Raw genomic sequence first — 26,626 nt, 5'->3', positions numbered from 1 at the left:
AATACGAGCGTAATGAAAGAGAGCGATTATGCGACGTATCTATTTGGAGTCCCTGCTTGGGCTGTTAGTTTGCTTTATGACCGGCCTTGTTGCCTACGAAATTTCTGTCTACCAGCTCAATACCGACTACGAATATGTAATGGAAGATTACGAAGCGACGGCCCACCAACAACTGATAGAAAACATCGCTAAAAATCAAGGTCTTGAAGCAGCTCAACAAGCGATAAATCAGTTTGTCGAAACCACACGAAATAAACTGGTCATGTTCAGTCCAAAAGATGAAATACCAACCCCCGTTTCAGAGTTCTTCAGTACTAACCCGAATACCTTTATCTTTCACGATGATGAACGAGATCTATGGTTTCGCCTCACAGGCAGTGATAATACCTACCATTACTTACCTGATAATGAAGCGTTCGTTCGGCAAAAAATCGAGCTTGAAGATGATCTCATTTGGTTGTTTTTCCTAGCAAGCTTTATCTTATACGGCTTATGCCACCTAGTTATTATTTTCCGACGGGTCAAAAAACTTGAATACGCCACCCTACGCTTTGCGGAAGGGGATCTCTCTTCACGAGCAGAGACTTCAAGCGGCATAGCCATTGGCTCACTCAATAAATCCTTCAACCTAATGGCTGACCGTATTCATCGCTTAATTGAGAGTAACCGCTCACTTACTAATGCCGTTGCTCACGAGCTACGCACGCCAATATTTCGTATCCAGTGGCAAGCTGAAATGCTCAAAGACACGCCGCTCAATGAATCGCAACAACACACCGTTGAAAGTATTGTCGAAGATACCGAAGAGATGGAAAAGATGGTCGACGAACTGTTGTGCTACGCCAAACTTGATAGCATTGGCCTCGAAAACCTACAACAGCCATTAGAGATAAGAGACTTTCTTGAACATGCGATGACACGCTGGAACAAAGATACAGAACTCAACATCAGCTTATCACTGCCAGAACAACCTAGCTCGATACTAGCAGATGAAACGCTGCTTAACCGAGCCTTAGATAACCTAGTACGTAACGCAATGAAGTTCGCGCGTTCACAGGTATCGATTGAGGCTAGCGTGCATCAAGATCAACTACAGATTGCGGTACATGACGATGGTGATGGCGTGGCACAAGAACACCAAGCTCGCCTGTTTGAACCTTTTTACGTTGGCGACAAAGCGCGTAACAAAGCCAAGAGCGGCCATGGTTTGGGGCTTTCTATCGTCGATAAGATCTGTGCTCAACATAACGCAACCGTGGAAGTTGGCCAGAGCCAAACTTTAAAGGGAGCCGTATTCACCATTACCATTCAGATATGTAATAATTCGGCTATGTAACGATTCAGCTGACAAACCCATACAGTAACTACAAAACACCTCTGGAATAATGTTCAACATCGGTCGGGAGATGCTATCTCCCAATGAAACTTATTGAGTCTAGATAATCATGACACTGTCGTTTATGGCTTGTCATTACAGCACTGCTAAGTAGTAGCAAAGTAAACCGTTACTCGTTAACTCGCACTTTGTTAGCAGTTGAAGCCATGGGCTTACTATCTAAATTCCCAATCATTCTTAAGGTATTTTTATGAAAAAGTTATTGTGTGTTTTAGGCGTTATCTCTCTAGCAGGTTGTTCAGGTATTAGTCACAACGATGAAGTTTACACTGCACACGCTGAAAGCTTCAATATTGTGGGTTTCCAAGTTCCTGGTAACACTCAAGATCGTGCAATGGAATTAGTGCCAGAAGGTGCAACGGTTGAAACAATTCGCTCAACAAACTCTGATACAAGCTCTGTTATGGGTATCATCAACCGTATTATCGGCATCGACTACGTTCAAGTGGGCGGTAAAAAGCAATAATTCCCAAAAAAACAGCAACTTGCTAAAGCTTGCGTACCTTTAAACGCTAGCTTTAGAAAGCTGAAACAATCTAAGCCAGTGACTATCCGTCGCTGGCTTTTTCATACCACTTATTTTGTGCTCTGTGCTAGATAAAGCTCCACTTGGCTAACTCTCTTGTAACTAACAATTCAGAAAATAAGACCAAAAGTCGTCAATTCCTTATCAAAATTTCCTTTAAATTCGGCTTAATAGTCTTTCGTTCAAACTGAACTCCCCAAATCGTTGATCCTTCTATCAACCCATCGCACGTAAATTGCGGCACAGTTCAATTTTCGCAAAAAACTTAATTCTCTTGAAAAATAAACACTTAATAAAAGTGTCATCATTTTATAAACAAAAAAGGTGAATTGGTTCAAAAATAAACAGAAATGATTACTAGCTGTAAATGTGCAAGATATAAGTTTCATGAATAAAAGCGATCATTGCCATGCTACTAATTAATCAGATCGAATGATGTAAATTATTTGTAATGAGTTTGTTACTTTCGTCTTTGTTTTTACATGGAAAGAGAAAATAACAATGAAAATAAAGAAACGTTTAGTTGCCGTTGCTATAGCCAGCGCTATGTCTTTGTCTGTGCACGCAAGTGAATCCATTCAAATCAATCAACCGATCAATTTTACTAACTTTTCTGGGTTAAATGCTCAATTAGGTGTCAGTAATGCCTCTAGCTTTGAGATGGTAAAAGAGGTGAGCCTCAAAAAGCGTGGTATCTACAAAGTTAAGATCCAACAGAACATCTGGGGAACACCTGTTTGGGGGCACTACCTAAATGCCACCCAAAGTGTCCAAGGTGGCGCACTCAAGTCTGTTCAAGGCAACTACCTTAAAACGTCGACCCTAGAGCGATCTTTTGTTAAGCCATCGATCAACAGCTCTCAAGCGGTTGAGTTTGCGAGTAAAGATCTCAAGGTTCAGGGCTTAACCAGCAAATCTTTAGACAACGTCCAACATGAACTGTTTATTTATCAAAGTTCAGGAAAACAAGGACATGACAAAACACGCCTAGTCTACGTTGTCTCTTATCTCGTTGAAGGCAGAGAACAGCCGACTCGACCATTCACCATGCTTGATGCACATACAGGCGAAGTTATCGACCGTTGGGAAGGTATTGCTCACGCACAGATCGGAACAGGCCCCGGTGGTAACGAAAAAACGGGCATTTACGAATACGGTACCGACTACCACTACCTTGATGTGGTAGAAAATGGCACAGAGTGTGTGATGGAATCGGAAAATGTTGTCACCGTTGACCTAAATGGTGCGACCGATGGCGATACCACGTATAGCTATGAATGTCCTCGTAACGAACATAAAGAAGTGAATGGAGCCTTCTCTCCGCTCAACGATGCACACTACTTCGGTAACATCGTGTTCGACATGTATAAGAACTGGTTCGACACAGCGCCACTCTCTTTCAAACTCATGATGCGTGTTCACTACGGTAACAACTACGAGAATGCATTTTGGGATGGCAAGGCAATGACCTTTGGCGATGGTGAAAACTTCTTCTATCCACTTGTTAGCCTAGACGTGTCAGCACACGAAGTGAGCCACGGTTTCACTGAGCAAAACTCAGGTTTGGTTTACGCGAATCAATCCGGGGGTATGAACGAAGCTTTCTCTGATATGGCGGGTGAAGCGGCTGAATACTACATGAAGGGCACCAATGACTGGATGGTCGGCCGAAATATCTTCAAAGGCGAAGGCGCGCTGCGTTACATGGACGATCCATCACGCGATGGTTCTTCTATCAACAACGCATCCGAATACTACGATGGCTTGAACGTGCATTACAGCTCAGGCGTGTTCAACAAAGCGTTCTACCACCTAGCAACCACACAAGGTTGGGACACCAAGAAAGCCTTCGAACTGTTCGTGTTAGCCAACCAAATCTACTGGTCTGAAAACACCGATTTTTGGCAAGGAGCTTGTGGTGTGAAAAACTCAGCAACTGACCTTGGTTACAGTGCCGAAGATGTGGTTTCTGCGTTCAACTTAGTCGGTGTATCACCTTGTGGCGAACCGCCACTTCCACCAGAACCGGAATATCAACGTCTTGAGAATAGTGTTGAAGCCGCAGTCGCTGGTGAAACGGGTTCGAAAACTTACTTCGATATCGAAGTACCAGAAGGCCAAGACAAGCTGACGATTGATCTTGCTGTGTCTACTGGTGACCCGGATATGTATGTCGGTCTAGATTATGCGCCAAGCTCTCAAGAAAATATTTGTAAGAGTGAAACCGTGACAGACGAAGTGTGTGTGATTGAAAACCCAACCGCAGGTCGTTACACGGTTAACGTTCTAGGTTACTCAGATTACGCAGGTGCAAACCTAACAGCATCGTACGAATCTGGCAATGCTAACGTACCGCCAGTTTCTTCTTTCGAACACACGGTTGTAGGCAAAGAAGTAGAACTGCGCAGCACAAGTTCGGATAGCGACGGTCAGATCGTTTCTTACCAATGGAACCTAGGCGATGGCAACACGCAAACAGGTGAAGTGACTCGTTATACCTATGCTGAAGCTGGCGACTACGTGGTTACCCTAACCGTGACTGACGATGCAGGCGTTGCAACATCAACAAGCAAATCTATTACGATTGAAGGTAACTCAGCGGAAGGCTTCCCACTAAAACTGAAGTTTGGTAACAAAAACCCGAACGGCAAAGCTCGCGTTAAGCTGGCGTGGGATTACGACACCAACGACTACTTCGTGATTAAGCGTAACGGCAAGAATGTTGGTGCGACAGACTTCAACTCATACGTAGACAAGTTCCGTCACAACGGCACAGTAGATGTGGAGTACCAAGTGTGTACCTCAAGCGATATCTGTTCAGAAACCAAGCACTACCGTTTCATTAAAGCACAGTAATCGATAGCAAATTCAGGGCTCCGCAAGGGGCCCTTTTCTCTATTGTCTGTTTAGCGCATGAAACATCTACACAAAAACATCCACGCATTACACAAAAATCACACCCATCAAGATAACAATACTCACCATAAAAAGGACGACAAATGGCTATTCAAAAAAGCATGCTAGCTTTAGCTGTACTCGGAGGCTCTCTAGCCTTAATCAACAGTACTTCGGCTTACGCATCCCTAGGAATCACACCACCAGCGAACGAAGAAGTTTGGATCACCACCGATGCTGACGCACAGCATATAATGACTCAACATGGCGCAACAGTTTACCCAAGCGTGACGGGAAACAAGCATTCCATCGTCGCGAAAATCAACCAGAAAGAGCTCGCTAAACTATCCAGCCACATGCACGAAGAAACCCACCGTTGTGGTGGCTACATGGTACACGAAGACAAAGCAAGCGCACTCAAAGCCGCAGCGATGCCACTAACAATGAGCACCTTCGAAAAGCCGGTAATCAGCCATCAAGACACAGTGAACGACCTACTCGCTCAGATCGAGCCGAACAACATGGTCACGACCATTGAAAATCTAACCAACTTCACCAACCGTTTTTATACTACTTCTACTGGTGTTGCTGCTTCAGATTGGATTTTAGAGCGTTGGGAAACAGAAATTAAGGATGTGCCGTATGCGTCTGCACGCCAGATCACGCATGCCGAATACCCACAGAAATCCGTTGAAGTGACACTGCTTGGTGCTAAATATCCTGAAGAGATCGTCGTGGTTGGTGGACACCTTGATTCGACCGTTGGATCTTGGACAAGCGAAGGCACCATCTCACCGGGAGCCGATGATGATGCGTCTGGTATTGCAACGGTAACAGAGTCGCTTCGCCTGATGATCGCCAGTGGCATTCAGCCAGACAAAACCATTAAGTTCTATGGTTATGCTGCAGAAGAAGTAGGGCTACGTGGTTCACAAGATGTCGCCAATGCATTAAGAGACGAACAAGCAAACGTTGTGTCGGTGTTGCAATTAGACATGACCAACTACAACGGTTCGGCGCACGATATCACCTTCATCACAGACTATACCGACAGTAACTTAACCACCTACTTAAGCGAGCTGATCGACACCTATGCCAGCAACATCAGTTACGGTTTCGATGATTGTGGCTATGCCTGTTCTGACCACGCCTCTTGGCACAATGTTGGCTACCCAGCCGCCATGCCATTCGAGAGCATGTTCAATGATTACAACCCAAACATTCATACTCAGCACGACACGCTTGAGAACTCCGATCCAACAGCGACACATGCGACCAAGTTCGCCAAACTGGCCATTGCTTACCTTGTCGAAACCAGCCTTGATTCGCCCGTTGCAGGCTCTAAAGAGCTGCAAAATGACGTGCCTGTTGAAGGGCTTACTGCAGGATATGGTGAAGAGCAGTTCTTCACATTTACAACGGAAAGTGCAGGTCAGTTAACGGTGACATTAACAGGCTCTCGTAGTGGTGATGCGGATTTATATGTGAAACACAATGGTACAGTATCGAAAACAAGCTACGATTGCCGCCCATACCAGAACAGTAGCAACGAGCAGTGTGTATTGAACAAGCCAGCGGGTGAATTCAACATCATAGTGCGCGGCTACCGTAACTTTAACGATGTCACCATCGTCGCTAACTTTGTTCCTGATTAGCTTTAAGTTTAGTTGCTTGCTAACCACTAACCCGAGCAAACACGGCTAAAACCAAAAATCCGCAAGTTCGATCCTAAATAGAATGGAGCTGGCGGATTTTTTATCATCTACGCTCTTCACTTGCTATGAACAGCCCTGTTCGAACAAACAAGCCATTAGTTTAATTCACAGTTAAGACGTTTTTTTGATCACCTTGCCACAAATGTATTCACCAATCGGCATTGCAGAGGTCGCTGCTGGCGATGGCGCATTACACACATGCAGGCTTCTTGGGCTTTCGGCAAACAGGAAATCATGAACCAAGGTACCATCTTTGAGCACCGCTTGAGCGCGTATGCCTGCTGGGTAAGGTTTGAAATCTGACACCGTAATGCTCGGGCAATATTTGTTGACCAATTTTAGATAGCCCGGCTTCCACCACGAGTTCTTAAGCTCGACCAAACCGGTTTTCAGATTATTCGCAGTCACTTTCCAAAAGCCCGCAAATCTCAACATCTGCCAAGTGTCCTTAAAACTAAAGTTCAGCTTGCCATAGCCTTCTCTCTTCCAACCTTGAACTGCATTTGGCCCTACTGTTACGGAACCATCAATCATACGTGTTAAGTGCACCCCCAAGAAAGGCAGTTCTGGGTCAGGGATCGGATAGATAAGGTGATTCACCACCTGGTTGTGTTTCGCGTCCAACTGATAATACTCACCACGATAAGGCACGATTTGAAAGTCGGTTTCAATGCCAAGCATGCTAGTCATTCTGTCGGCCATCAAACCAGAACAAGTGATCAAGAATCGGCTGTTCAGTTGTAGAGTTTGACCATCTACTTTGCACGTTAACTGTACTTCATCTTCCAGTTCATCCGCCATGATCACTTCTGTGCCTAGGCTGAGCTTGCCACCCGCCTCAACAAACTCTTGAGCCATTACTTCGGTCACTTTTTTGTAGTCGACGATACTGGTGGTTTTGACATAAATCGCGCCCAAGCCCGTGATGTTAGGCTCGGCAAGTTTCAGTTGCGCTTGGTCCAACAAATCGACATCAATGTCGTTATCATAACAACGTTGATAGAGCGCATTCATGCGCTCGACTTCCTGCTCATTGGTTGCGACCAACAACTTACCGCAGTTTTCGACAGGGATATCGTGTTGGCTGCAAAAGGCGATAGTTCGCTCGACGCCACGCCTACAGAAATCCGCCTTTAAACTGCCTGGAGCGTAGTAAACGCCAGCGTGAATCACACCACTGTTATGGCCAGTTTGGTGCTGCGCGAAGCCACGCTCCTTTTCGACTAAAAGGATACTTTGATCAGGGTGAGCTTGCTGTAATTGCCATGCCGTCGACACACCAACAATGCCACCACCAACGATAATATAGTCGTATGTTGAGTTCATAATATTCCTACATTCAATCCTTTAATTATAGGGAAGACGCGACAGTGTTAGATCCGGTTTGAGGTAACTTTTTTTCCTCACTTTCTGATTCCTTTTTCACTTGATTTGCATCGTATTTACGACCGCTGTAGATGAAGATACCAACAAAAATGGCAACACATACCAAACGGATCACGACTGAAACATCAGGCCATACTAGAGCTACACCTATCGCAACCAACACTACTCGAGTAATAATATTAACTTCGCTCTCTAAATAACCTTCAATCGCCGCGATAAACGCGTAAGTACCAATAACAGCAAAGCCACCCGTGACTAACACGGAGGCCACATCCCAACTTACCAAGTTAGTGTAGGCAATCAACAATGGTACTAAATACAAGCCTTTGGCGATCTTCCATGCCATTAAGCCCGTTCTCATCGGGGGTGTTTTAGCAATGGTTGCAGCCGCAAATGCAGTTAAACAAACAGGCGGAGTCACGTTGCTGTCTTGCGATAACCAGAAAATAATTAAGTGAGCCGAAAGCAGTGCAAGGCTGATAGCTTCTAAGCCAAGGCTCTGTTCAAGCAGAGTTTCCACAAAATCAGCAGGAACTAACGCAATCATCTCTTTCGCCGTTTCCAACGCCATCGGTGCGTTCAATAGATCAAGCTTATCTGGCGCAGCCAACATAAAGATGGCTTTAGCTTGCTCAGGAAGCTGCCCTGACACCAACAAGTCGAGCAGTTGACTTTCAGCAATCAATTTATACAAGGCAGGAGCAGACAATGTTCCCAACACAATATAAGCCGCCGTTACTGGTAACCCCATACCCAGAATCAAAGACGCCAGTGCGATCAACGCAATCATCACCAGTAACTCGCCATTCGCCCAGCTGTTGATCATCAAAGAGAAGGTGTTACCAATTCCCGTAGTGCTAATGACATTAACAACTAGACCAATACCAACTAGTAACACAGCCGTTGTCGCCATGTTTTTTGCGCCTTGAGACAAAGCTTCAATGATCGCTTTCGGTCCCATTTTGTGATTTTTAGAGAACCATGATGCCACCACCACAGAAAGAATCGAAATACCCGCAGCGTAAGTCGGCGTAAAGCCTTGAACGAGCAAAGTCACTAACACGGCCAATGGGATCAGGTTGTGCCAGCCCGATAGCAATACCTTTAACAAAGGTTCACAGCCAGAGGTCACCTTTTGTACACCACTACGCTTCGCTTCAATACGCACGAAAAAGGCCACTGACAAAAAGTAGATAAGCGCAGGAACAAAGGAAACCGCAATAATATCGACATAAGGGATCTGCGTGTAAGAGGCCATGATGAACGCGCCCGCCCCCATCACAGGTGGCATCAACTGCCCGCCAGTGGATGCAGCCGCTTCAACACCTGCCGCGAAACGCGAAGGGAAACCTGCCTTTTGCATCAAGGGAATACTGATCACGCCCGTCGATACTGTGTTTGCTACGCTCGACCCGGAGACAGAGCCCATCAAGCCGGAGCCAATAACGGCAATGAAACCAGGGCCACCAATCACTTTGCCCGCCGCGGCACGGGATACATCAATAATGTAGTCGCCGACACCAGATCGAACTAAAAATGCGCCAAATAAGATGAACATGAACACGAAGGTCCAACTGATTCTTGAGATCGAACCAAACATCCCTTCTGATGAGTAAAAGCTTCGATAAAGTAACGTCTCAAGGCTTAAACCCGGAAAATGAAAAATACCGCTGGTCCATTGTCCCCAAAGCACTACATAACTTAAGCACACTAAGATAAGCACTGGAATGAACCAGCCCATAGTGCGTCTAATCAGCTCAATGACGATGGCAATCGCCAAGATAGAGAAAAACCAATCACTGGCGATAAATTTTACGCCTCGGTCATACAACGCATCTTCGGCAAAGGGAATGTAGATAAGGCAAGCTAAAGCAGCCAAGGCAATCCCAATATCGATAGCTAATGCTATTTTGCTTTTTTTAAGCGAGACATGGGCGGGATACCAAAGTGCGCAAATGATTGCGAAACCAGCGAAATGCGTCGCCGAAATCCAAAGCTCTGGCAAGGTAGATAAGGTATTAAACCAAATATGTAGGAGGGAGAGTATCACTCCCATTGTCGTTATTGCTTTGCCTACCCAAGGGAAATCTGTTCGGGTAGGCAATTCGAATTTTTTCAGTTCCTGCTGCAGCGAATCGCTCATAGAAAACTCCTGCTCTCCACAGCCAAACGCGCAGAGAAAATCCATAAAGTAAGGTGGTGCGTTTTCACTTCAAATAATCGAACGAGCCGGAGACGGTCAAATCAAACAAAGTAGCCGAAACAGATGAAAACGCACCAAGCAATTAATTAACGCGAATATTCCGTTCACGCCAAATAGCGAGTTAAAGATAAATGGCTAATCGAAGACAAAGGGTTAGTCGACGATCAACTCAGAAGGGATTTCTATACCCACTTCTTTATAGTAACGAGCAGCACCTGGGTGAAGCGGAACAGGAAGGCCTGCGATCCCTTTCTCAAGTGCCATTGCTTTGGTTGCTTTGTGGATACCTTGTAGGAAAGGTAGGTTTTCATAGATAGCTTTGGTCAGTTGATACACATCTTCTTCAGAAATGTCTTCACGAACCGCTAGGAAGTTAGGTTGGGCAATCGTAGTAATTGGTTTATCGACACCTGGATAAGTGTTTGCTGGGATCTCATACTTGGTCCAAATATTGTAATCACCATTCGCTTGTTTGATTTGTGCATCGGTAAACGACAAGATTTGAATATCTTCACCCAGTGCTGCAAAGGCTTGCGTCACCGCACCAACAGGAACACCAGCAGGCGTGTTCATACCATCAATTGTGCCATTTTGTAATGCGCTCGCACTGCCACCGTAACCCATAAAGGCGAGTTTAAATTGTTCTGGGTCCACGGATAGGCCTTGCATGATTTGACGACCTGAGTTTTCAGTCCCAGAGTTCTTCTTACCGATAGAGAATTTCTTACCGTTTAGGTTCTCTAGATCGCTTACTGTACCTGTTTTTGCTAGATCTGAACGCACAATAAAGTGTTCTACGTTTTGCCATAACATGGAAACTGAACGCAGTTGAGTTTGTCTGCCAGATTTCTCATATGGCCCCAAACCCTGCCAAGCCCAAGCACCATACAAACCTTGTAGAATGGCGAACTGAGCTTCGTTCTCATTCAACAACTTTACGTTCTCACCCGAGCCCGCAGAGCTGATAGCCGCTAAAGAAAAGTGCTGCTTAGGCGCAAGCTTAACTTTACTCAATGTCGCTAAGGCCACACCTACCGGATAGTAAGTACCACCCGTTGAGGCCGTCGCTAAAATATAGCTGCGATCTTCTTCAGCTGACGCATTACTGATAAGGCCAAGAGAAGCCATTGCTATCGCTAAAGTTTTAACTAGCTTGTTGTATTTCATTGTTACTCTCCATGTAGGGTTATTCACGTTATATTTTTGTTAACAACAATCACTAGATAGCAAGCACAATGCCAATTTTTAAACTACTGTTTTTATTATGATTTATTTTAAAAGCCACCTAAAGTAAGCCATTTTCTGCTTATTTCACTACTAATGAGTAAGCTATTTTTTGCTTATCCAAAGCCGCAGTTAACATCCCCTTAAAGGTGGCCAGGTCACATCATGTTATATTTATGTGATCAATGTTTGTAAAGTGATAAATATACGATGAGCCATTTATTGCTCATCAATATCCAATAAACACGACTGTCAAACCGATCATTGAGAATCGACGTAGTCACTTCGATTCAACCCATAACGCACCATCTTTTGGTTCAATGTTCGACGAGGTAAATCCAAGTCTTGCATAACATCATTGATGCGTCCCTGATAACGCACTAGCGCATCATGAATCACTTTCCGTTCAAAGCTCTGCACTTGAACCGCCAACGGGATGCCTGCCGTTGTGGACTCTGTGACAGAATTAGGACGACACGCCAAAATATCACCAACGGTCAGGCTTTCATCCAGCGCAAAACGAATCGCAACATTACGCAGTTCACGCACATTGCCCGGCCATGCATACGACAACAAGGCATAGCGATCGGCTTCACTGGCCGCTCGGGTTTCGCTGTTCGCTTCTTGAGTGAAGTGTTCAAAAAGGATAAGAGCATCGTCTTCTCGTTCACTAAGGGGAGGTAAATGCAGTTGAGCAACGTTCAAACGATAGAAAAGATCTTGGCGAAAGTCAGGATGATTTAAAAGGTCGCATTTCGAAGCTGAAACTATTCTTAAATCAACATGTTGCTGTTGATTACCACCGACACGTTCAACAACATTGTCTTGTAAAGTACGTAGCACTTTTACTTGCATCGACAACGGCATACTTTCTATTTCGTCAAGAAAGACCGTACCTTTGTCGGCAAATTCAAGCTTACCAATGCGTCGTTTAGCAGCACCAGTAAATGCCCCGGCTTCATGACCAAACAGCTCGCTTTCAAATAGATTCTCTGGAATCGCACCACAGTTTAGTGGCACAAAAGGATGAGGTTTACGCTGACTAAATTTATGTAAACAAGAGGCAACGAGCTCTTTCCCACAGCCAGTTTCACCATAAATGATCACGTTGGTATCAATTGAAGCGACCTTTTGTATTTGTTCTCGTAATGCACACATCACTCTGCTGCGGCCAATCAGAACTTGTTCAATGCCCTTCAGGTTATCCAAATAGCTTTGACGATTTATCCTATCTTGACCACTTTGATGTTTATCTACCGCTTCCGATACCGTTTGAGACAAACGCTCTGGATCGAACGGCTTTTCTATAAAATCATACGCGCCTTGCTGTAATGCCTTAACGGCCATATCGACATCACCATGTCCGGTGATCAAGATAACAGGTACTTCTGGCACCAAATCTTTAAAGCGACTTAACAGTTCAACACCATCAATATCAGGTAAGCGCACATCGCTAATGATGGTCTGAAAATCACCTTCCACGACCGCATCTAACGCGTCTTGTCCAACCTCAAATGCGGTGACATCGAAGCCTGCCAACTGCAACCATTGGCTGGTTGCTTGACGTACAATTGCATCATCTTCAATCAAAGCAATACGTTGCATGATCTCTTCCCATCGCTTACACCTAAATAATATCGACCACGGTATGTAAAAAAGCCGCAGACTAAAAGGAGCTAGCTCCCACTTTGAATAACACTCCTTTAACAGTTTTATAATGTTTGCTAGCTTCAATTTGTTCCAGATTCAACCTTCCATGTGGTAATAAAACGCAGCTTTTCAACTCAATAATTTAAAAAGGATTTAATCAAGAATGGTTAACAAAAATCGATATTGGTTGTTCCTGTTTGCCTGTTTATTGATTGGTTTAGTTCAGGTAACTACCAAAAGTGGCATAAGCCAATGGAAGCTAGAACAAGCTCAGCGTTACGCAGAACAGCGCTTCCTTGGATACATTGCCGAAGCAAGACGCACGCTCAAACGTTTTTACTATTTGCCTTATCTCGTGACGAACGATGAAACCAGCGTGCGTTTTATTGATGGTGACATTCGCCTCCAAAAACACATTAAAAAACAGCTGATTCAGTTAGACAAAGCGGCTAACACCAAAGGATGGTATCTACTCTCTGCAAACGGTGATTTGCTTGTTTCTAGCGTAGAAAGGAACAAACTCAGTAAAAAAAGCGCCAGCACTATTGTCGCTAAGATCCACCAGCAAGGCGGTGCGATCTCCCTAGTAACCAAAAATAAAGGCGTCACACCCGATTATTTTATTGCTGCACCCGTTTATCGAGCATCCGATGTGGTAGGCATTGTTGCAGTACAAATTGATTTATCATTACTGATCGACCAATGGTTTGCCGATGGTGAAGCCATCTTGTTTCAAAACCCTCGCGATCAGTTTTTTCTATCGAGTGATCACCGATTGAATGCAGATTGGTTCAATGAAAATTTCACTTCACAACCGCTCGCTACAAAGCGTGAGCTATATGACCAAACCCACATTCGCGTATGGCGACTGAAAGATAAAGATTACCTTATTCAATCCATAAAGTTAGACGACCTGAATTGGCGCTTAACCTACCTAACGCCGTTAACCAGCCTAAACCAAACCACAAGTTGGATAAGTTGGAGCGTCGCAGTAGGTTGTCTGTTCATTCTGTTATTGCTGGTTATTCTTTATCAAAGACGTCAGAAAAAGCTCAGCAATTTACGAATACAAAAACTCATCGAAGAGTCGGAAAAGCGTCTGTCTGGGATGATCAATAAAACGCACGTTGGGCTAGTGCTGATCGACAAACATGGTCATATCCATGATATTAATCTCATGGCCAAGAACTACTTCTCACTATCCGATTCAATGATCAGTAACATCAAAGCTTGGCAGTTATTTGAGGCAGGCAATCCAAATTCAACCACCTTGCAATTGCTTCAGAACCTAGAGCAACACCAAGAACTGGCCGAAATAACCAGCGTCGAAACTATGGCAAGGCGCAGCGATGGTAGCTACTTTCCGGTACTGTTCTCTATAAGCGCCTTTCCTTGGCATGCGACCACTTATTATCTGTGTACCGTGATCGATATTAGTAAGCGTAAAAAAGCAGAAATTGCAGTGCAAAATGCTAATAAAACGCTTCAACTACGTGTAGAAGAGCGAACACAAGACCTGAAAGACGCACAACAAGAACTGGTTGAATCAAGCAAACTTGCCGCACTAGGGCGGATGTCGAGTGCGATCACTCATGAACTTAACCAGCCACTGACAGGACTAAAAACTCTGCTTTCAAGTAATCAATTACTGATGGAACGAGGCGAGACCAAGATGTTGAAAGCGAACATGGATCTCGTGATGAGTCTTATCGACCGAATGGCAAACATGACCAGCCAATTGAAGTCATTCGCCTTTAAAAGACTTGAAAAGCCATACCCAGTGTCACTGACAGACGCACTGCAAGAAACCCTACGCATTCACCAAGCCGATCTCGAAAACGTCGATATTCGAGTACGAATCGCCTCCAATATTTCTATGGTGATGGGTGAAGAAGCCAGGCTAAGCCAAGTTCTTGGAAACCTGATTCGAAACGCAATAGACGCCACTCAAAATCAAACACCCGCGACCATTGTTATCAGCGCACATACCGATCAACAACGCGTGATCATCAAAGTGCAAGATAATGGCTGTGGCGTATCAGAAGACCAACTCGAAACCATTTTCGAACCCTTCCATACCAACAAAAAGATGGGCGAAGGCTTAGGACTCGGGCTGGCTATAACAGCAAACAATGTTCGGGATATGCAAGGTACCTTGATAGCGAAAAACAACCCAGACCAAGGCATGACATTCACGTTAACGCTACAGAATAGTGATAGTGCGTAGTTACTAATATGACTCAAAAATTACGATAATTGACTCGTATATATTTTAGCTTATTAAGAGAGTACATCTTGGTAGGTATTCGTGTCTGACGCATGAATCGGTTGAGCAAACAGTGACTAAAGTATCAACGAAACAATCAAGCAAGAACCTAGACATCAACCGCACTCTGTTCAAAGGGCAAGACGTTGAAACCGCAGCCAGCTGGCTGCATAGCACCAGACAAATCATTGCTGTCGGTATAGGTGGCGGTTCGACAATCGCCTCTCAAGAGCCGTAACACCGACTGTTTCGATTAATCTAACCAACCGAGGCTAAGATAAACTCGACTCGTACCTCAACAGATAGCTTAGGCACTTCCACCAGCTGATAACCAAACTGATTATAGGCTGTCACCATCTTTTCATAGGTGGCGATCGCTTCATCAAAATCTTGCTTGCGCTCTTGGTCATTGATGAAAATCGAATCCCATGGCGGGAAGATAAATACCTTGCTGTTGTATTCCAGTTCATTACAGTTATTCATCAAAGGCTCTGAAATAGGCAACGTTTCTAACAAGCTGTAACCGTATGAATCTACGATGCTTCTATCAAAGAAAACGAGTTGCTCACTTTCCTCAAACGCTTGGTAATTCGCTAACTCCTCTCGCACCATTTCGTCACGAAAAGCCACTTTATCTAACCACGGCAAGGCTCTACCTTGTTGCTCGACTTGTTGCTGAATCACTTTACGTCCAACTTCTGGTGCGCAGCGATAGCCCAGACTTTTCAAAGCATCGATGACTGAGGTTTTTCCAGATCCCGGCCCTCCGGTAAATACGATTAGATTGTTCAAATAAACCTCTTCAAAATGGAAAGTTAACGAATCGGACCTAAACGAAACCCAAGTTAACGAATTAAGGATAGAATGAACTTAAATTCTGGTGCACGACAATCTTTCACTAGCTCGTATAAGCTCATTTCCAATCCTGTGATTTGGATACCAGCATCGGTTAGTCGACGGATTGCCAGCCCCTTGTTGAGTGCGGTTCGCGAGCTAATACAATCACTAACCACTTGAACCTTGAACCCAAGTTCCAACAAACCCACTGCGGTTTGATAGACACAAATGTGAGCTTCAATACCACAAACCAACCACGTATCCACATCTTTGGCTTGCACTGCCTCAACAAACTTGGGCTCGTTACACGCGTTGAACGTAAATTTTTGTATCGGCTTAGCATCACTCAATAGGTCATTAAGTTCGTCGACCGTAGCACCTAACTTCTCAGAATTCTGCTCCAAGCTAACAATTGGCAGCCCCAAAACCTGCACGCCCTTAATCAACTTTCTACAGTTAGAAATTAGCGTATCGCTCTCATCGACGAGGTACGCTAACTTGCCTTGAACATCCACAACAACCAAGCCTGTCTTTTCTTTGATTAGCATTACTTTTTCCTTGTTATGGATGAATCAAACGCTTGGGTTTATCAAAAAAAATCACCTACAGCGCTAGTGAGCCATTAAAAAATATTTTTATTTCAATAGTTTAGTATAAAAAACCAATCAAGGAAAAATTAAAAACATCGTTTTATTTAGCAAATTTAACCATTTGTCAATATATGAATTTTATTTATATACAATATAACCGCGCAAAATCTCGTTAACTATTGAAAACTCTAGAGCCGCATATAATCGCACGATGAATGAGAAGATAGGTTTCATTTCTGAGGGTTTTACAGATCAAAAATCAGCGATACCGTGACTTCCATCACAGGATAAGTAAACAAGGTATTATCATGAAAAAATCAGCATTAGCACTCGGTTTAATTGGTTTAGTTTCACTTCCAACTTTAGCAGCAGGCACTGATGGAGGTGCCTATCTCGGTGGTGGGCTTAGTGTCTATCAAGGCTCAGACACAGACGGTGCGCCAAGCCTAGATTCAGACGGAATGGGCTACAACCTATACGGCGGTTATCAATTCAACCGTATCGTTGGCGTGGAACTTGGCTACAACGATTATGCAGACTACAAGAACAGCACAGACAAACTTTCACCAACGTCTATTTCTGTATCAGCTAACCTCGGTTATACGTTCGACAACACCATTCGTCCATTTGTACTTGCAGGTTTAAGCTCGGTCGACCTTCATGCAAATAGCGCAGCAAACTATGATGACGACAGTGGCACTGGCTTCCACTTTGGTGTCGGTGTTGAATACACACCAATTGAGCACTTAACACTTCGCCTGATTTCTCAAGCGGATGCGGTAAATGTGGAAGACAACTATTCCTTCGGAAGTAACGGCTCATTCAAAAGTGATGATCACACACTTGCGTTCAATAGTGTTAGCTTCGGTGGTTCATACAACTTCTGATGTGCTCCCAGTGATTACATAGTAAGTAAATAACCAAAATTCACTTTGCTGCTCTGCCCTGTAATAAGACAGCACAGTAAAGTGAATTTTTGTTTCTATGTAACGATTCAACTTACAAAGCCATACAGTAATGAGTAAAAAACTCAGGGATAATTGTCAACAACGGTCTAGAGGCCACAAACTAAAAACGATTAACAATCGATAGTGACTGACAATCACATTTGAAGACATGACAGAGTGAGTAACAAAGATGAACAAGATAGCGAAATCAGCATTAGCACTAGGTTTAATTGGCGCAGTTTCTCTTCCAGCTTTAGCAGCAGGAACTGACGGCGGTGCTTACATTGGTGGCGGACTTAGTATCTACCAAGATTCTGATACAGATGGTCAAGGTAATTTAGATTCAAATGGCATGGGCTACAACCTATACGGCGGTTACCAATTCAATCGCATCATTGGTGTTGAGCTTGGCTACAACGATTACGCAGACTACAAAAAGGGGGCAGCAAAACTGTCGCCAACATCTATTTCAGCATCTGCAAACATCGGTTACACGTTCGACAATACTATCCGTCCATTCGTATTGGCTGGTTTAAGTTCTGTTGACCTAAATGCAAACCAGAGTGCTGGTTATGATGACGACAGTGGTACTGGTTTCCACTTTGGTGTCGGTGTTGAATACACGCCAATCGAACACCTAACACTTCGCCTAATTTCACAAGCAGATGCGGTGAGTGTTGAGAACGACTACGGCTTTAAGAAAGAAGACAAAACACTTGCCTTCAACAGCATTAGCTTCGGTGGTTCATACAACTTCTAATGTGATTGAATTACATAGAATAAGCTAAATATACTAATTCACTTTGCTGTTCCACCTTGTCATGAAGGTCACTCAGTAAAGTGAATTTTTTGTTTCTACACGCCCTATCGCGTCATTTCACTTTAGCCGGTTTATCGCTCTCCATCACTTCCTGAGCTTTATGCATTGATATTAGAGCTTTCTTGGTAGCGAGACTAAAATAAAGGGACAAGAGACGCAGGAAAACAAGACAATGAATCTACCGCGCTTAAATATGTCGATAAACAAACTCCCTTTCGTTTTGGCATTGTATTATTTACTTGTCATCAACCTGCCGATCTCGCGCGAGTTATTCAATATTCTTAGTGCCTCAAAAGCGGAAAGTATTGGGTTCATAATCTCAATTCCCTTCTTCTTTCTCGCTGCATTCAACTTTATCTTTCAAGTTTTTAACTGGCCGATATTCGCCAAGGCCTTTTTCATCTTGTTACTGCTTACTTCCTCTCTGGTCAGCTACAGCATGTTCAGCTATGGCATTTTTGTTGACTATGGAATGATAGAAAACGTTTTTGAAACCAACAGTGGAGAAGCCGCCAGTTATTTAAGCCTATATTCTATTTTCTGGTTTGTTTTGATGGGTGGTATACCATCACTAGTACTTTTATTGACGAACCTTGAAAGAGAGTCTTGGAAAGATTTTGCTATTTGGAAATCGATAGGATTATTGAGTTCGTTAATCGTCATTGCCATTATTGCAGGGCTATTTTACAAAGATTACGTATCGATTGGCCGAAATAATTCTCATCTCAAGAAGATGATCATTCCAACGGAGTACGTGGCATCAACCGTTAAGTACATCAATAATACTTATATCAAAGAGCCAATCCCGTACCAAGAAATAGGCTTAGACGCACAGCTAAAACCAGAAACTAAACAAGCAGAAAAACCAACCTTATTGGTGTTTGTTCTTGGTGAAACAGCACGTGTATACAACTATCAATATTATGGCTATGAGAAAGAAACCAATGCTCATACCAAGCCCTACAATCCGATATTTTTCTCTGATGTTCAGTCGTGTGGAACGGCCACTGCAGTTTCTGTTCCGTGTATGTTTTCTAACATGAATCGCAGCAACTATGATCGCGACAAAGCCTACAACCAAGACAACGTAGTCGACATCATGAACCGCGCAGGGATTCACTCTATTTGGAGAGAACATGATGGTGGAGACAAAGCCGTTGCGCACCGAATCAAAGAGATGACTCTCGTCGCCAAAGACAGCGACCCGCTATGTAACAACGATGTGTGTTACGACACAGCGATGTTAGAGAGCTTTGAGCAAGATACCCAAGATCTTAAGCAAGATAGTATCATTTTCTATCATATTTCCGGTTCTCACGGCCCAACTTACTATGAGCGTTATCCTGAAGAACATAGGAAATTTATGCCAGATTGTCCACGTTCTGACATCGAAAACTGTACCAAAGAGCAAGTCCTCAACACCTACGACAACACTATTTTGTACACAGATTTCTTTCTCTCACAGGCTATTAAGAAGCTAGAAAAACTCACCGATAAGTACAATGTCGCGCTGATGTACATTTCCGATCATGGAGAGTCATTGGGAGAAAATGGCGTCTACTTACACGGCATGCCTTATTCATTAGCACCGAAAGAACAAACCCATGTTCCGATGATTCTATGGATGTCTGATGACTTTGCTACAGAGAAAGGGCTCAGTGACACTTGCTTGCGTAAAGAAGGAAAGGAACAGAGCTTTTCTCACGACAATTTGTTCGATTCATTGCTTGGCCTGATGGATGTACAAACCAAAGAGTATAGAGAGGAACAAGATATCTTCGCACCGTGTCGTTAGCGCTTTTGCTTATGTAAACCATCGGAAAACTCGAGTTGCCTGAGCAAGCTCTCCTCAACTCTCTCTCAAAAGAAAAGACCTCGGTCTTTTCTTTTTTTTCGTCGCTAACATGGGACCAGAGTGCTAATTTATAACGACGAAACAATGAGCTACATTTATTAGGGAACGGTACTTATAAATCCGAGAACTCATAAGAGTAACTTCTCTAACCAAACGTTCTACCAGCACTTGTTATCTCGGCTCTCGTTCTCTAAGAAAATAGAGCTAATATAGGCACTTAAATCGTGCTCTAATATCGATGGTTTCGTCATATCATTAAGGACAGCGAATGGACGCTTTCATAATTTCAAGCTGGCAATTTTCAGAAGGTGTGGCACATGAGCACACCACCAGCCCAGCCCAATTCGAGCAATCAACTTGGTATCATTGCCAAAGAGATGCTGACGGTTTGAGAGAATGGCTCCACAGTAATACGGTTCCAAACGCCATCATCGATTCACTACTTACCGATGACACTCGTCCTCGATTTGAACAATTTGGGCACGACTGCTTTTTAATGATTCTGCGAGGCATTAATCTAAACGAAGGTGCCAACCCTGACGACATGCTTAGCCTACGTATCTTATGGTACAAAGGCACTTTAATATCGACACGCAAGGTCCCTTCAAAAGCGGTTAGCAACCTAATATCTGATCTCAAACAAAGCCAAGGCCCGACATCGTTACCTGATGTATTACTAGGCATGATCCGAGGAATCAACCATTACATATCAAGCTTCTTGACTCCCGTTGAACAACTGATTGATGAGCTAGAGTCTGAATCTCATCACGATATTAAGTCCATCAATGCTCTGCATTCTAGGCTACTCAGACTAAGACGCTATTTGAAGCCACAGAAATACGTTTTCGAGGATTTAATGAATGACTTACCAGCCCCGCTGAGTAAGCACAACAGTCATATCAAAAACAGTCTTGATACCATTTTGAGGATTAACGAATCCGTTGAGTTCTATATCGACCAGATTAATGTGTTTTTGGCGAGTAGAAGTCAGCAACAAGCTGAAAAAATGAATAGAAATACATACCTATTTTCTATCATTGCGGGTATTTTCCTCCCTGCCGGATTTTTCACCGGTTTATTGGGCGTCAATATTGCTGGAATCCCAGGAACAGACAACCCTGTGGCATTCCCGCTGTTTTGTATTGGACTGTTGATGGTCGTTGCGATTGAAGTCGTTATTTTGAAAAAATTAAGGTTTATTTAATGGTTGAGTTTTTGCAATCCAATATGTGGCTTAAACAAGTGGGTTTAGGTTTACTTCTTATCACTGTGTATTGGGTGATAAAACGCTTGGGGAAAAATTGGATAGAAACATTAGCGGAAAATAAGCGCGTCGAATTGAAGCGAAAGCAGTTCGTGATTAAGTGTTTCAATATCTTACTATTTCTGCTCTTCATCGCAGTGTTTACGATTGTTCTTAACTTGGGTTTTGGTGATATTTCGCTGTTCTTGTCATCCATATTTGCGGTGCTGGGTGTCGCTTTATTCGCGCAATGGTCGATTCTAAGTAACCTCACAGCCAGCGTACTAATATTTTTCGTCTTCCCTTATCGCATTGGCGACAGAGTAAGAGTCGCAGAGAAAGACGAAGATATCAGTGGCGTGATCATCGATATCACCATGTTCCACGTTATTCTTCGACACAGTTCGGGCAACATCATCACCTACCCTAATAACCTGATCCTACAAAAAGGCGTGATAAAGGTACTAGTTGAGCCTGAGTTAAAGAGTGAAACTGTCGATACAAAACTCATCAAAGCTGAAAATTCAAAATCGTAAGATTTATAGACTCAACGAACCGACCCGTAAGGTATTAACAGTGCTTAGTTCAAAACCGATTGCAGAGTTTAGTGACAAGTGACTTGCTAATAAAAAACATTAGAGAGAAGCTTCAATAAGGTAAAAAGTCTGACACCCGATACTTACGCTAAACGGTGGCTTAACCATTGATGTTTATGGTGGAGTGAGATCGGAGTAACCACTCTTTATCTATAACGAGCACTCTGTCTATAACGTACACCTCTGTCTTTTGTGTCCCATTAGCCGCAAGTTTTATTGAGTTTAGATTTGCGACTAAATATACTGGAGACACCATCATACGGAGGATAAAAATGAATAATAAAAACAAACATATAGTTTTAATTCATGGTCTATATATGCCTGCGTTGATCATGCAATATCTGGATAGGAACTTCAAAAAACGTGGCTTTACAACGCACAAGTTCGCCTACAACTCTCTGCGTTTTCCTTCTGCTGCAAAGCGCCTTAATCGCTTTATAAATGCGCGGTTTGATGAGCATGATGAAGTCTACTTCTTTGGCCATTCACTCGGTGGCTTACTGATTCGCCACTACTTTAAATTCTACCAACCCAACTTTGCAGACACCTGCATTATTACCGCAGGTACACCTCACAATGGGGCAACCATCGCTAAAACACTGTCTAATCATGGCCTCGGGTTTATATTTGGTTCGAGCAAAATGATCTTAAGTGATGGCTTAGGTGACTATGATATCGACGTGCCGATAGGTGTGATCACTGGCACCTACGACGCTGGTGTAGGAAGAATTGTGTTAGGCAAGAATCCAGGCGATGGCACGGTCACACTCGAAGATGCGAACCTAAGAGGCGCTACAGACACCTGTGCTCTCAAGCTCAACCACACAGCGCTCGTATATTCGAAAGAAGTGGTCACTCTCTCTGCCCAGTTCATAGAGCACCGAGCTTTCAAAGCTGCCTGATTAGCTGTTTTTCGCTTTCTTGGGTTCTAGGCTTTTATAGCTAAAAGCCAAAAACTAAATACACTCCCTTCTAAAACAAAAATACCACTCTACAGATAGAGTGGTATTAAAAGATTCATTACTAGAAATAAGCAGCCAGCTACAAAAGATTCACTCGTGTTGGCAAAAACACTTCACCCAACATGCATCTAACCGAACCACCACCAATGTCTTCAATCGTTTTTACATTGAATGGCAGCAGTTTTCCGTGTGTCGAAAGCTGGGCTAACTGCGCTGGAGAGAATGCATCATAAGCAGATTGAGACATTGCAATCACCTTATCGCCATTCACCGTTTCGAGTTGCAAAATATTGCCACAGAATCGGTTCATCTGGTCAATTGAAATAGAGACAACCTGCTTGTCTTTAGCAAGAGATTTCACCACAAAACGACGCTCAAATTCAGGAATCACTTCATCACAGATCACGCAGAAGTTATCACCAATCGCCATCATCACATTGGTGTGGTAAATAGGCTGACCAGACGGCAATGCCGTTTGGAAGGAAACTACGCGCGAATAACCAATACGCTTCGCATAATCTTCTAATACTTCACGATCGCAACGCTGAGAAAGCGCTGCATAGATCGTCTTATTAATATGATCGATCACCATCACACCAGTGCTCTCTAGATAGGAACCTTGGTCAATATACGACTCTAGAGACTCATTGTGATTAACAATACGGCCAGAGGCTTCTAACGCTTCAATAAGAGCATGTGGCTTAACTTCATGCTGGCGGTTCTCACACGCCATAGGAAAGGTGAATAAACTACCGTCACTGCAAGTGCTAAACCAGTTATTGGGAAAAACCGCATCAGGGGTTTCTACACCCAATTCAGGGTAATCAAACTCTACAACTTGCACACCTTCTTTACGCAACGAAACCACCATAGCCTTAAATTCGGCCATCGTTTCTAGCTTCACCTCGGCTTCAGTCAGATTCACTCTGTTCTGAAACTCATTATCACGCGCAGTTTCTTCGTTAAAACGAAACTCTTTTGGTGGCACCATAACAACGCAATTGGCGTTTTGAACACTACTAATGTGAAGTGACTTTTTGTGTAGGTTTAACATCTCAACCGTCCCTATCTTTTATCTACCTCAGAATTGTAAACAACTTGTTACGACAAGATTCACTGAAAATAATAATGATTTGAATATTTATCCCAAACAATTACTGCAAAAATCAGTTTATTCCGCAATTTTTACTGCAAGATAACAGCACATCAGAAAGAACCAACTGTTTGCATATTAGTTAGAGAAACTGATGAATAAATATCCCAACGTCATTCTCTAGCTTGGCTCGAGTTTAGGTTACAATTTAATTCATTTAACGTTAGGATTATCACCGTTGCATAACAATCAATTACGTTTGAAATAAGCCTAACTTTTCCAGTCCGTATCAATCTAAAATAAGCGTCGTGAAAGACACTCTTTGAACCTTTCCTGCGTCACTTAAAAAGAACTAACAACGAAAATCTATCTAATGAGGTCATACTGATAAGAACTCATTAGCACTTATAAAATTTCAAACCAAATTTATAAAAACAAGCTTCACGACGATGCAGTTGCTAATAGATGCATTAGTTATAAAGGGAAATCTATGTACAAGAAATTTGAAGGCTTTACCGAAGCCTTTCCAAAGGGAGAGCCGATACAACCTCCCACAGGAATACTGGCGTTTTGTCGCCACTACACTCGAGGCTTTGAAAAACCATTAATCGTGCTCGGATTAATGAGTATGACCATCGCGATCATCGAAGTTGCACTGTTTGGTTATATGGGGCAACTGGTGGACTGGCTATCAACAAGCAACCCAGACACCTTTTTGGCCGACAATAGATCCACTCTGATGGGTCTTGGTGTTTTGCTGTTGATTGTGATGCCAATATTAATCAGTGTTTACTCGCTATTGCTTCACCAAACTTTACTGGGCAACTACCCAATGTCGATTCGTTGGCTAGCACACCGCTACCTTCTAAAGCAAAGCTTGTCATTTTATCAAGATGATTTTGCCGGGCGTGTTGCGACAAAAGTGATGCAAACATCGCTCGCGGTGCGTGAAACCGTGACTAAAATGGTCGATGTGTTCGTCTATGTGACGGTTTACTTTACGGCGATGTTATTCATGCTCGCGGAGTCAGACTGGCGCTTAATGGCTCCAATGCTAATTTGGCTATTCATTTACGTCGGTATCCAACTGCACTTTGTCCCTAAGTTAAAAGATGTTTCTTCCGAACAAGCCGATGCTCGTTCACTGATGACAGGTCGTATCGTCGATAGCTACACCAACATCGCGACGGTGAAACTGTTCTCGCATAGTAAAAGAGAAACCGAATACGCCGAAGAAGGCATGGAAGGCTTCCTTGATACTGTGCATCGTCAGATGCGCTTAGTTACCGGCTTTAACATCTGCGTTGAATTCGCTAACTACCTATTGGTGTTCAGCATTGCTGGTATCTCTATCTACCTATGGCTAGATAACGCAATCACGGTCGGTGCGATTGCCATTGCTGTCAGCTTGGCTTTACGTATTAACGGGATGTCTAAGTGGATCATGTGGGAGATCGGTGGTCTGTTTGAAAACCTAGGTACTGTGATTGATGGTATTAAAACGCTATCTAAACCTATCGCTATCGAAGATAAAAAAGACGCTGAACCACTTAAAGTTCCACAAGGCGGCATCCACTTCGATAACGTGAGCTTTAACTACGGTGAGAATAAGGGGGTGATCAACAACCTAAACCTCAACATCAAACCAGGCGAAAAAGTCGGTTTGGTTGGCCGTTCAGGTGCGGGTAAGTCAACTCTAGTTAACTTACTGCTACGTTTCCACGATGTAGAAAGCGGCCGCATCCTAATTGATGACCAAGAGATCTCGAGCGTTACCCAGGATTCGCTACGTAGTAACATCGGTATGGTGACTCAAGATACTTCATTGCTTCACCGCTCAATCAAAGACAACATTCTTTACGGTCGACCTGAAGCATCGGATGAAGAAGTGTATGCAGCCACGAAGCAAGCGCACGCGCATGAGTTCATAGAAACGCTCACCGACCCATTTGGTAACGTTGGTTACGATGCACAAGTAGGTGAGCGTGGTGTTAAGCTTTCTGGTGGTCAGCGTCAACGTGTCGCTATCTCTCGCGTCCTACTAAAGAATGCTCCACTGCTTGTTCTAGATGAAGCAACTTCAGCACTCGATTCAGAGGTGGAAGCCGCCATTCAGGAAAGTTTGATTGAGCTAATGGAAGGCAAAACGGTCATCGCGATTGCACACCGTTTATCAACGATTGCAGCAATGGATCGTTTGATCGTACTCGATGCAGGTAATATCGTAGAAGAAGGCACGCACCAACAGTTGATTCAACAAAATGGCATCTATGCTCAATTGTGGAATCATCAAACGGGTGGCTTCATCGCAGATGATCTTGAGCAAGCGACCAACGTTTAATTTATGTGCTACTTTAAAAGTGCGGCGTGTTTCACACCAATTTGTCAATTACTGGTAAATTACACATAGCAGAATGTTATG

At 43.5% G+C, this 26,626-nt stretch carries 20 protein-coding genes; 13 read left to right on the top strand and 7 right to left on the bottom strand.

Annotated features, from left to right (window positions below):
• Nucleotides 1-28 precede the first annotated feature (28 nt).
• The 4 genes from SJY39_RS15545 (at nucleotide 29) to SJY39_RS15530 (ending at nucleotide 6,472) form a co-directional block, all read left to right on the top strand.
• Nucleotides 29-1,336: a cell wall metabolism sensor histidine kinase WalK gene (locus SJY39_RS15545; RefSeq protein WP_010432046.1), complete on the top strand. Its 1,308-nt coding sequence runs from the start codon at nucleotides 29-31 to the stop codon at nucleotides 1,334-1,336.
• Between the two features lie 250 nt (nucleotides 1,337-1,586).
• Nucleotides 1,587-1,862 carry a hypothetical protein gene (locus tag SJY39_RS15540; RefSeq protein WP_010432049.1) on the top strand — a complete coding sequence of 92 codons (276 nt, stop codon included), beginning with the start codon at nucleotides 1,587-1,589 and terminating at the stop codon, nucleotides 1,860-1,862.
• Nucleotides 1,863-2,423: 561 nt separating this feature from the next.
• Nucleotides 2,424-4,778, top strand: coding sequence for a M4 family metallopeptidase (locus tag SJY39_RS15535; protein WP_016793246.1), 2,355 nt, complete (start codon nucleotides 2,424-2,426; stop codon nucleotides 4,776-4,778).
• A gap of 143 nt (nucleotides 4,779-4,921) precedes the next feature.
• On the top strand, nucleotides 4,922-6,472 hold the full coding sequence (locus SJY39_RS15530; RefSeq protein WP_016793247.1) for a M28 family metallopeptidase: 1,551 nt from the start codon (nucleotides 4,922-4,924) through the stop codon (nucleotides 6,470-6,472).
• A 171-nt stretch (nucleotides 6,473-6,643) separates the two neighbouring features.
• Here the strand turns inward: SJY39_RS15530 and lhgO are convergent, their stop codons facing one another.
• From lhgO to SJY39_RS15510, 4 genes are all read right to left on the bottom strand, one after another.
• Nucleotides 6,644-7,858, bottom strand: a complete 1,215-nt coding sequence (gene lhgO / locus SJY39_RS15525) for an L-2-hydroxyglutarate oxidase (RefSeq protein WP_010432057.1) — start codon at nucleotides 7,856-7,858, stop codon at nucleotides 6,644-6,646.
• Between the two features lie 25 nt (nucleotides 7,859-7,883).
• Complete coding sequence (locus SJY39_RS15520; protein WP_016767107.1) at nucleotides 7,884-10,061, bottom strand: TRAP transporter permease; 2,178 nt, start codon at nucleotides 10,059-10,061, stop codon at nucleotides 7,884-7,886.
• 213 nt (nucleotides 10,062-10,274) lie between these two features.
• Nucleotides 10,275-11,288, bottom strand: coding sequence for a TAXI family TRAP transporter solute-binding subunit (locus tag SJY39_RS15515; protein WP_010432072.1), 1,014 nt, complete (start codon nucleotides 11,286-11,288; stop codon nucleotides 10,275-10,277).
• Nucleotides 11,289-11,606: 318 nt separating this feature from the next.
• Nucleotides 11,607-12,950, bottom strand: a complete 1,344-nt coding sequence (locus tag SJY39_RS15510) for a sigma-54 dependent transcriptional regulator (RefSeq protein ID WP_010432074.1) — start codon at nucleotides 12,948-12,950, stop codon at nucleotides 11,607-11,609.
• 208 nt (nucleotides 12,951-13,158) lie between these two features.
• Here SJY39_RS15510 and SJY39_RS15505 point away from each other — a divergent pair, with 208 nt between their 5' ends.
• Together SJY39_RS15505 and SJY39_RS15500 are read left to right on the top strand one after the other, a co-directional pair.
• Nucleotides 13,159-15,222 (top strand): ATP-binding protein, encoded by a 2,064-nt coding sequence (locus tag SJY39_RS15505; RefSeq protein ID WP_010432077.1) that lies wholly within the window; start codon nucleotides 13,159-13,161, stop codon nucleotides 15,220-15,222.
• A 112-nt stretch (nucleotides 15,223-15,334) separates the two neighbouring features.
• Complete coding sequence (locus SJY39_RS15500) at nucleotides 15,335-15,499, top strand: hypothetical protein (RefSeq protein WP_010432080.1); 165 nt, start codon at nucleotides 15,335-15,337, stop codon at nucleotides 15,497-15,499.
• Between the two features lie 20 nt (nucleotides 15,500-15,519).
• Here SJY39_RS15500 and SJY39_RS15495 read toward each other — a convergent pair whose 3' ends face one another.
• Entirely contained in the window at nucleotides 15,520-16,053 is a 534-nt protein-coding gene (locus SJY39_RS15495) for an AAA family ATPase (protein WP_016787456.1), read from the bottom strand.
• A gap of 53 nt (nucleotides 16,054-16,106) precedes the next feature.
• Nucleotides 16,107-16,646: an isochorismatase family protein gene (locus SJY39_RS15490; RefSeq protein WP_010432085.1), complete on the bottom strand. Its 540-nt coding sequence runs from the start codon at nucleotides 16,644-16,646 to the stop codon at nucleotides 16,107-16,109.
• 350 nt (nucleotides 16,647-16,996) lie between these two features.
• Between SJY39_RS15490 and SJY39_RS15485 the strand changes: the two genes are divergently transcribed.
• The 6 genes from SJY39_RS15485 (at nucleotide 16,997) to SJY39_RS15460 (ending at nucleotide 23,051) form a co-directional block, all read left to right on the top strand.
• A complete protein-coding gene (locus tag SJY39_RS15485; protein ID WP_010432088.1) occupies nucleotides 16,997-17,575 on the top strand; it encodes a porin family protein in 579 nt (192 codons plus the stop codon).
• 250 nt (nucleotides 17,576-17,825) lie between these two features.
• Entirely contained in the window at nucleotides 17,826-18,395 is a 570-nt protein-coding gene (locus SJY39_RS15480) for a porin family protein (RefSeq protein WP_016767103.1), read from the top strand.
• 232 nt (nucleotides 18,396-18,627) lie between these two features.
• The gene (locus SJY39_RS15475) at nucleotides 18,628-20,250 is read left to right on the top strand and encodes a phosphoethanolamine transferase (RefSeq protein WP_016785431.1); all 1,623 of its coding nucleotides are present in this window, start codon (nucleotides 18,628-18,630) and stop codon (nucleotides 20,248-20,250) included.
• 328 nt (nucleotides 20,251-20,578) lie between these two features.
• Complete coding sequence (locus SJY39_RS15470) at nucleotides 20,579-21,514, top strand: CorA family divalent cation transporter (RefSeq protein ID WP_010432098.1); 936 nt, start codon at nucleotides 20,579-20,581, stop codon at nucleotides 21,512-21,514.
• Nucleotides 21,514-22,089 (top strand): mechanosensitive ion channel family protein, encoded by a 576-nt coding sequence (locus tag SJY39_RS15465; protein WP_010432101.1) that lies wholly within the window; start codon nucleotides 21,514-21,516, stop codon nucleotides 22,087-22,089. The genes SJY39_RS15470 and SJY39_RS15465 overlap by 1 nt, the downstream gene beginning before the upstream one ends.
• Before the next feature lie 332 nt (nucleotides 22,090-22,421).
• Nucleotides 22,422-23,051, top strand: a complete 630-nt coding sequence (locus SJY39_RS15460) for a triacylglycerol lipase (protein ID WP_010432104.1) — start codon at nucleotides 22,422-22,424, stop codon at nucleotides 23,049-23,051.
• A 139-nt stretch (nucleotides 23,052-23,190) separates the two neighbouring features.
• Here the strand turns inward: SJY39_RS15460 and SJY39_RS15455 are convergent, their stop codons facing one another.
• Nucleotides 23,191-24,165 carry an arginine deiminase-related protein gene (locus SJY39_RS15455; protein WP_010432107.1) on the bottom strand — a complete coding sequence of 325 codons (975 nt, stop codon included), beginning with the start codon at nucleotides 24,163-24,165 and terminating at the stop codon, nucleotides 23,191-23,193.
• 529 nt (nucleotides 24,166-24,694) lie between these two features.
• On the opposite strand from SJY39_RS15455, the gene SJY39_RS15450 reads away from it, so the two are divergent.
• Nucleotides 24,695-26,545 carry an ABC transporter ATP-binding protein gene (locus tag SJY39_RS15450; protein ID WP_016767100.1) on the top strand — a complete coding sequence of 617 codons (1,851 nt, stop codon included), beginning with the start codon at nucleotides 24,695-24,697 and terminating at the stop codon, nucleotides 26,543-26,545.
• The last annotated feature ends 81 nt before the right edge of the window (nucleotides 26,546-26,626 follow it).

It is taken from the genome of Vibrio sp. R78045 (genome assembly GCF_042466085.1).
Classification (GTDB): domain Bacteria; phylum Pseudomonadota; class Gammaproteobacteria; order Enterobacterales; family Vibrionaceae; genus Vibrio; species Vibrio cyclitrophicus.
This window is presented reverse-complemented; position numbering and strand designations above follow the sequence as displayed.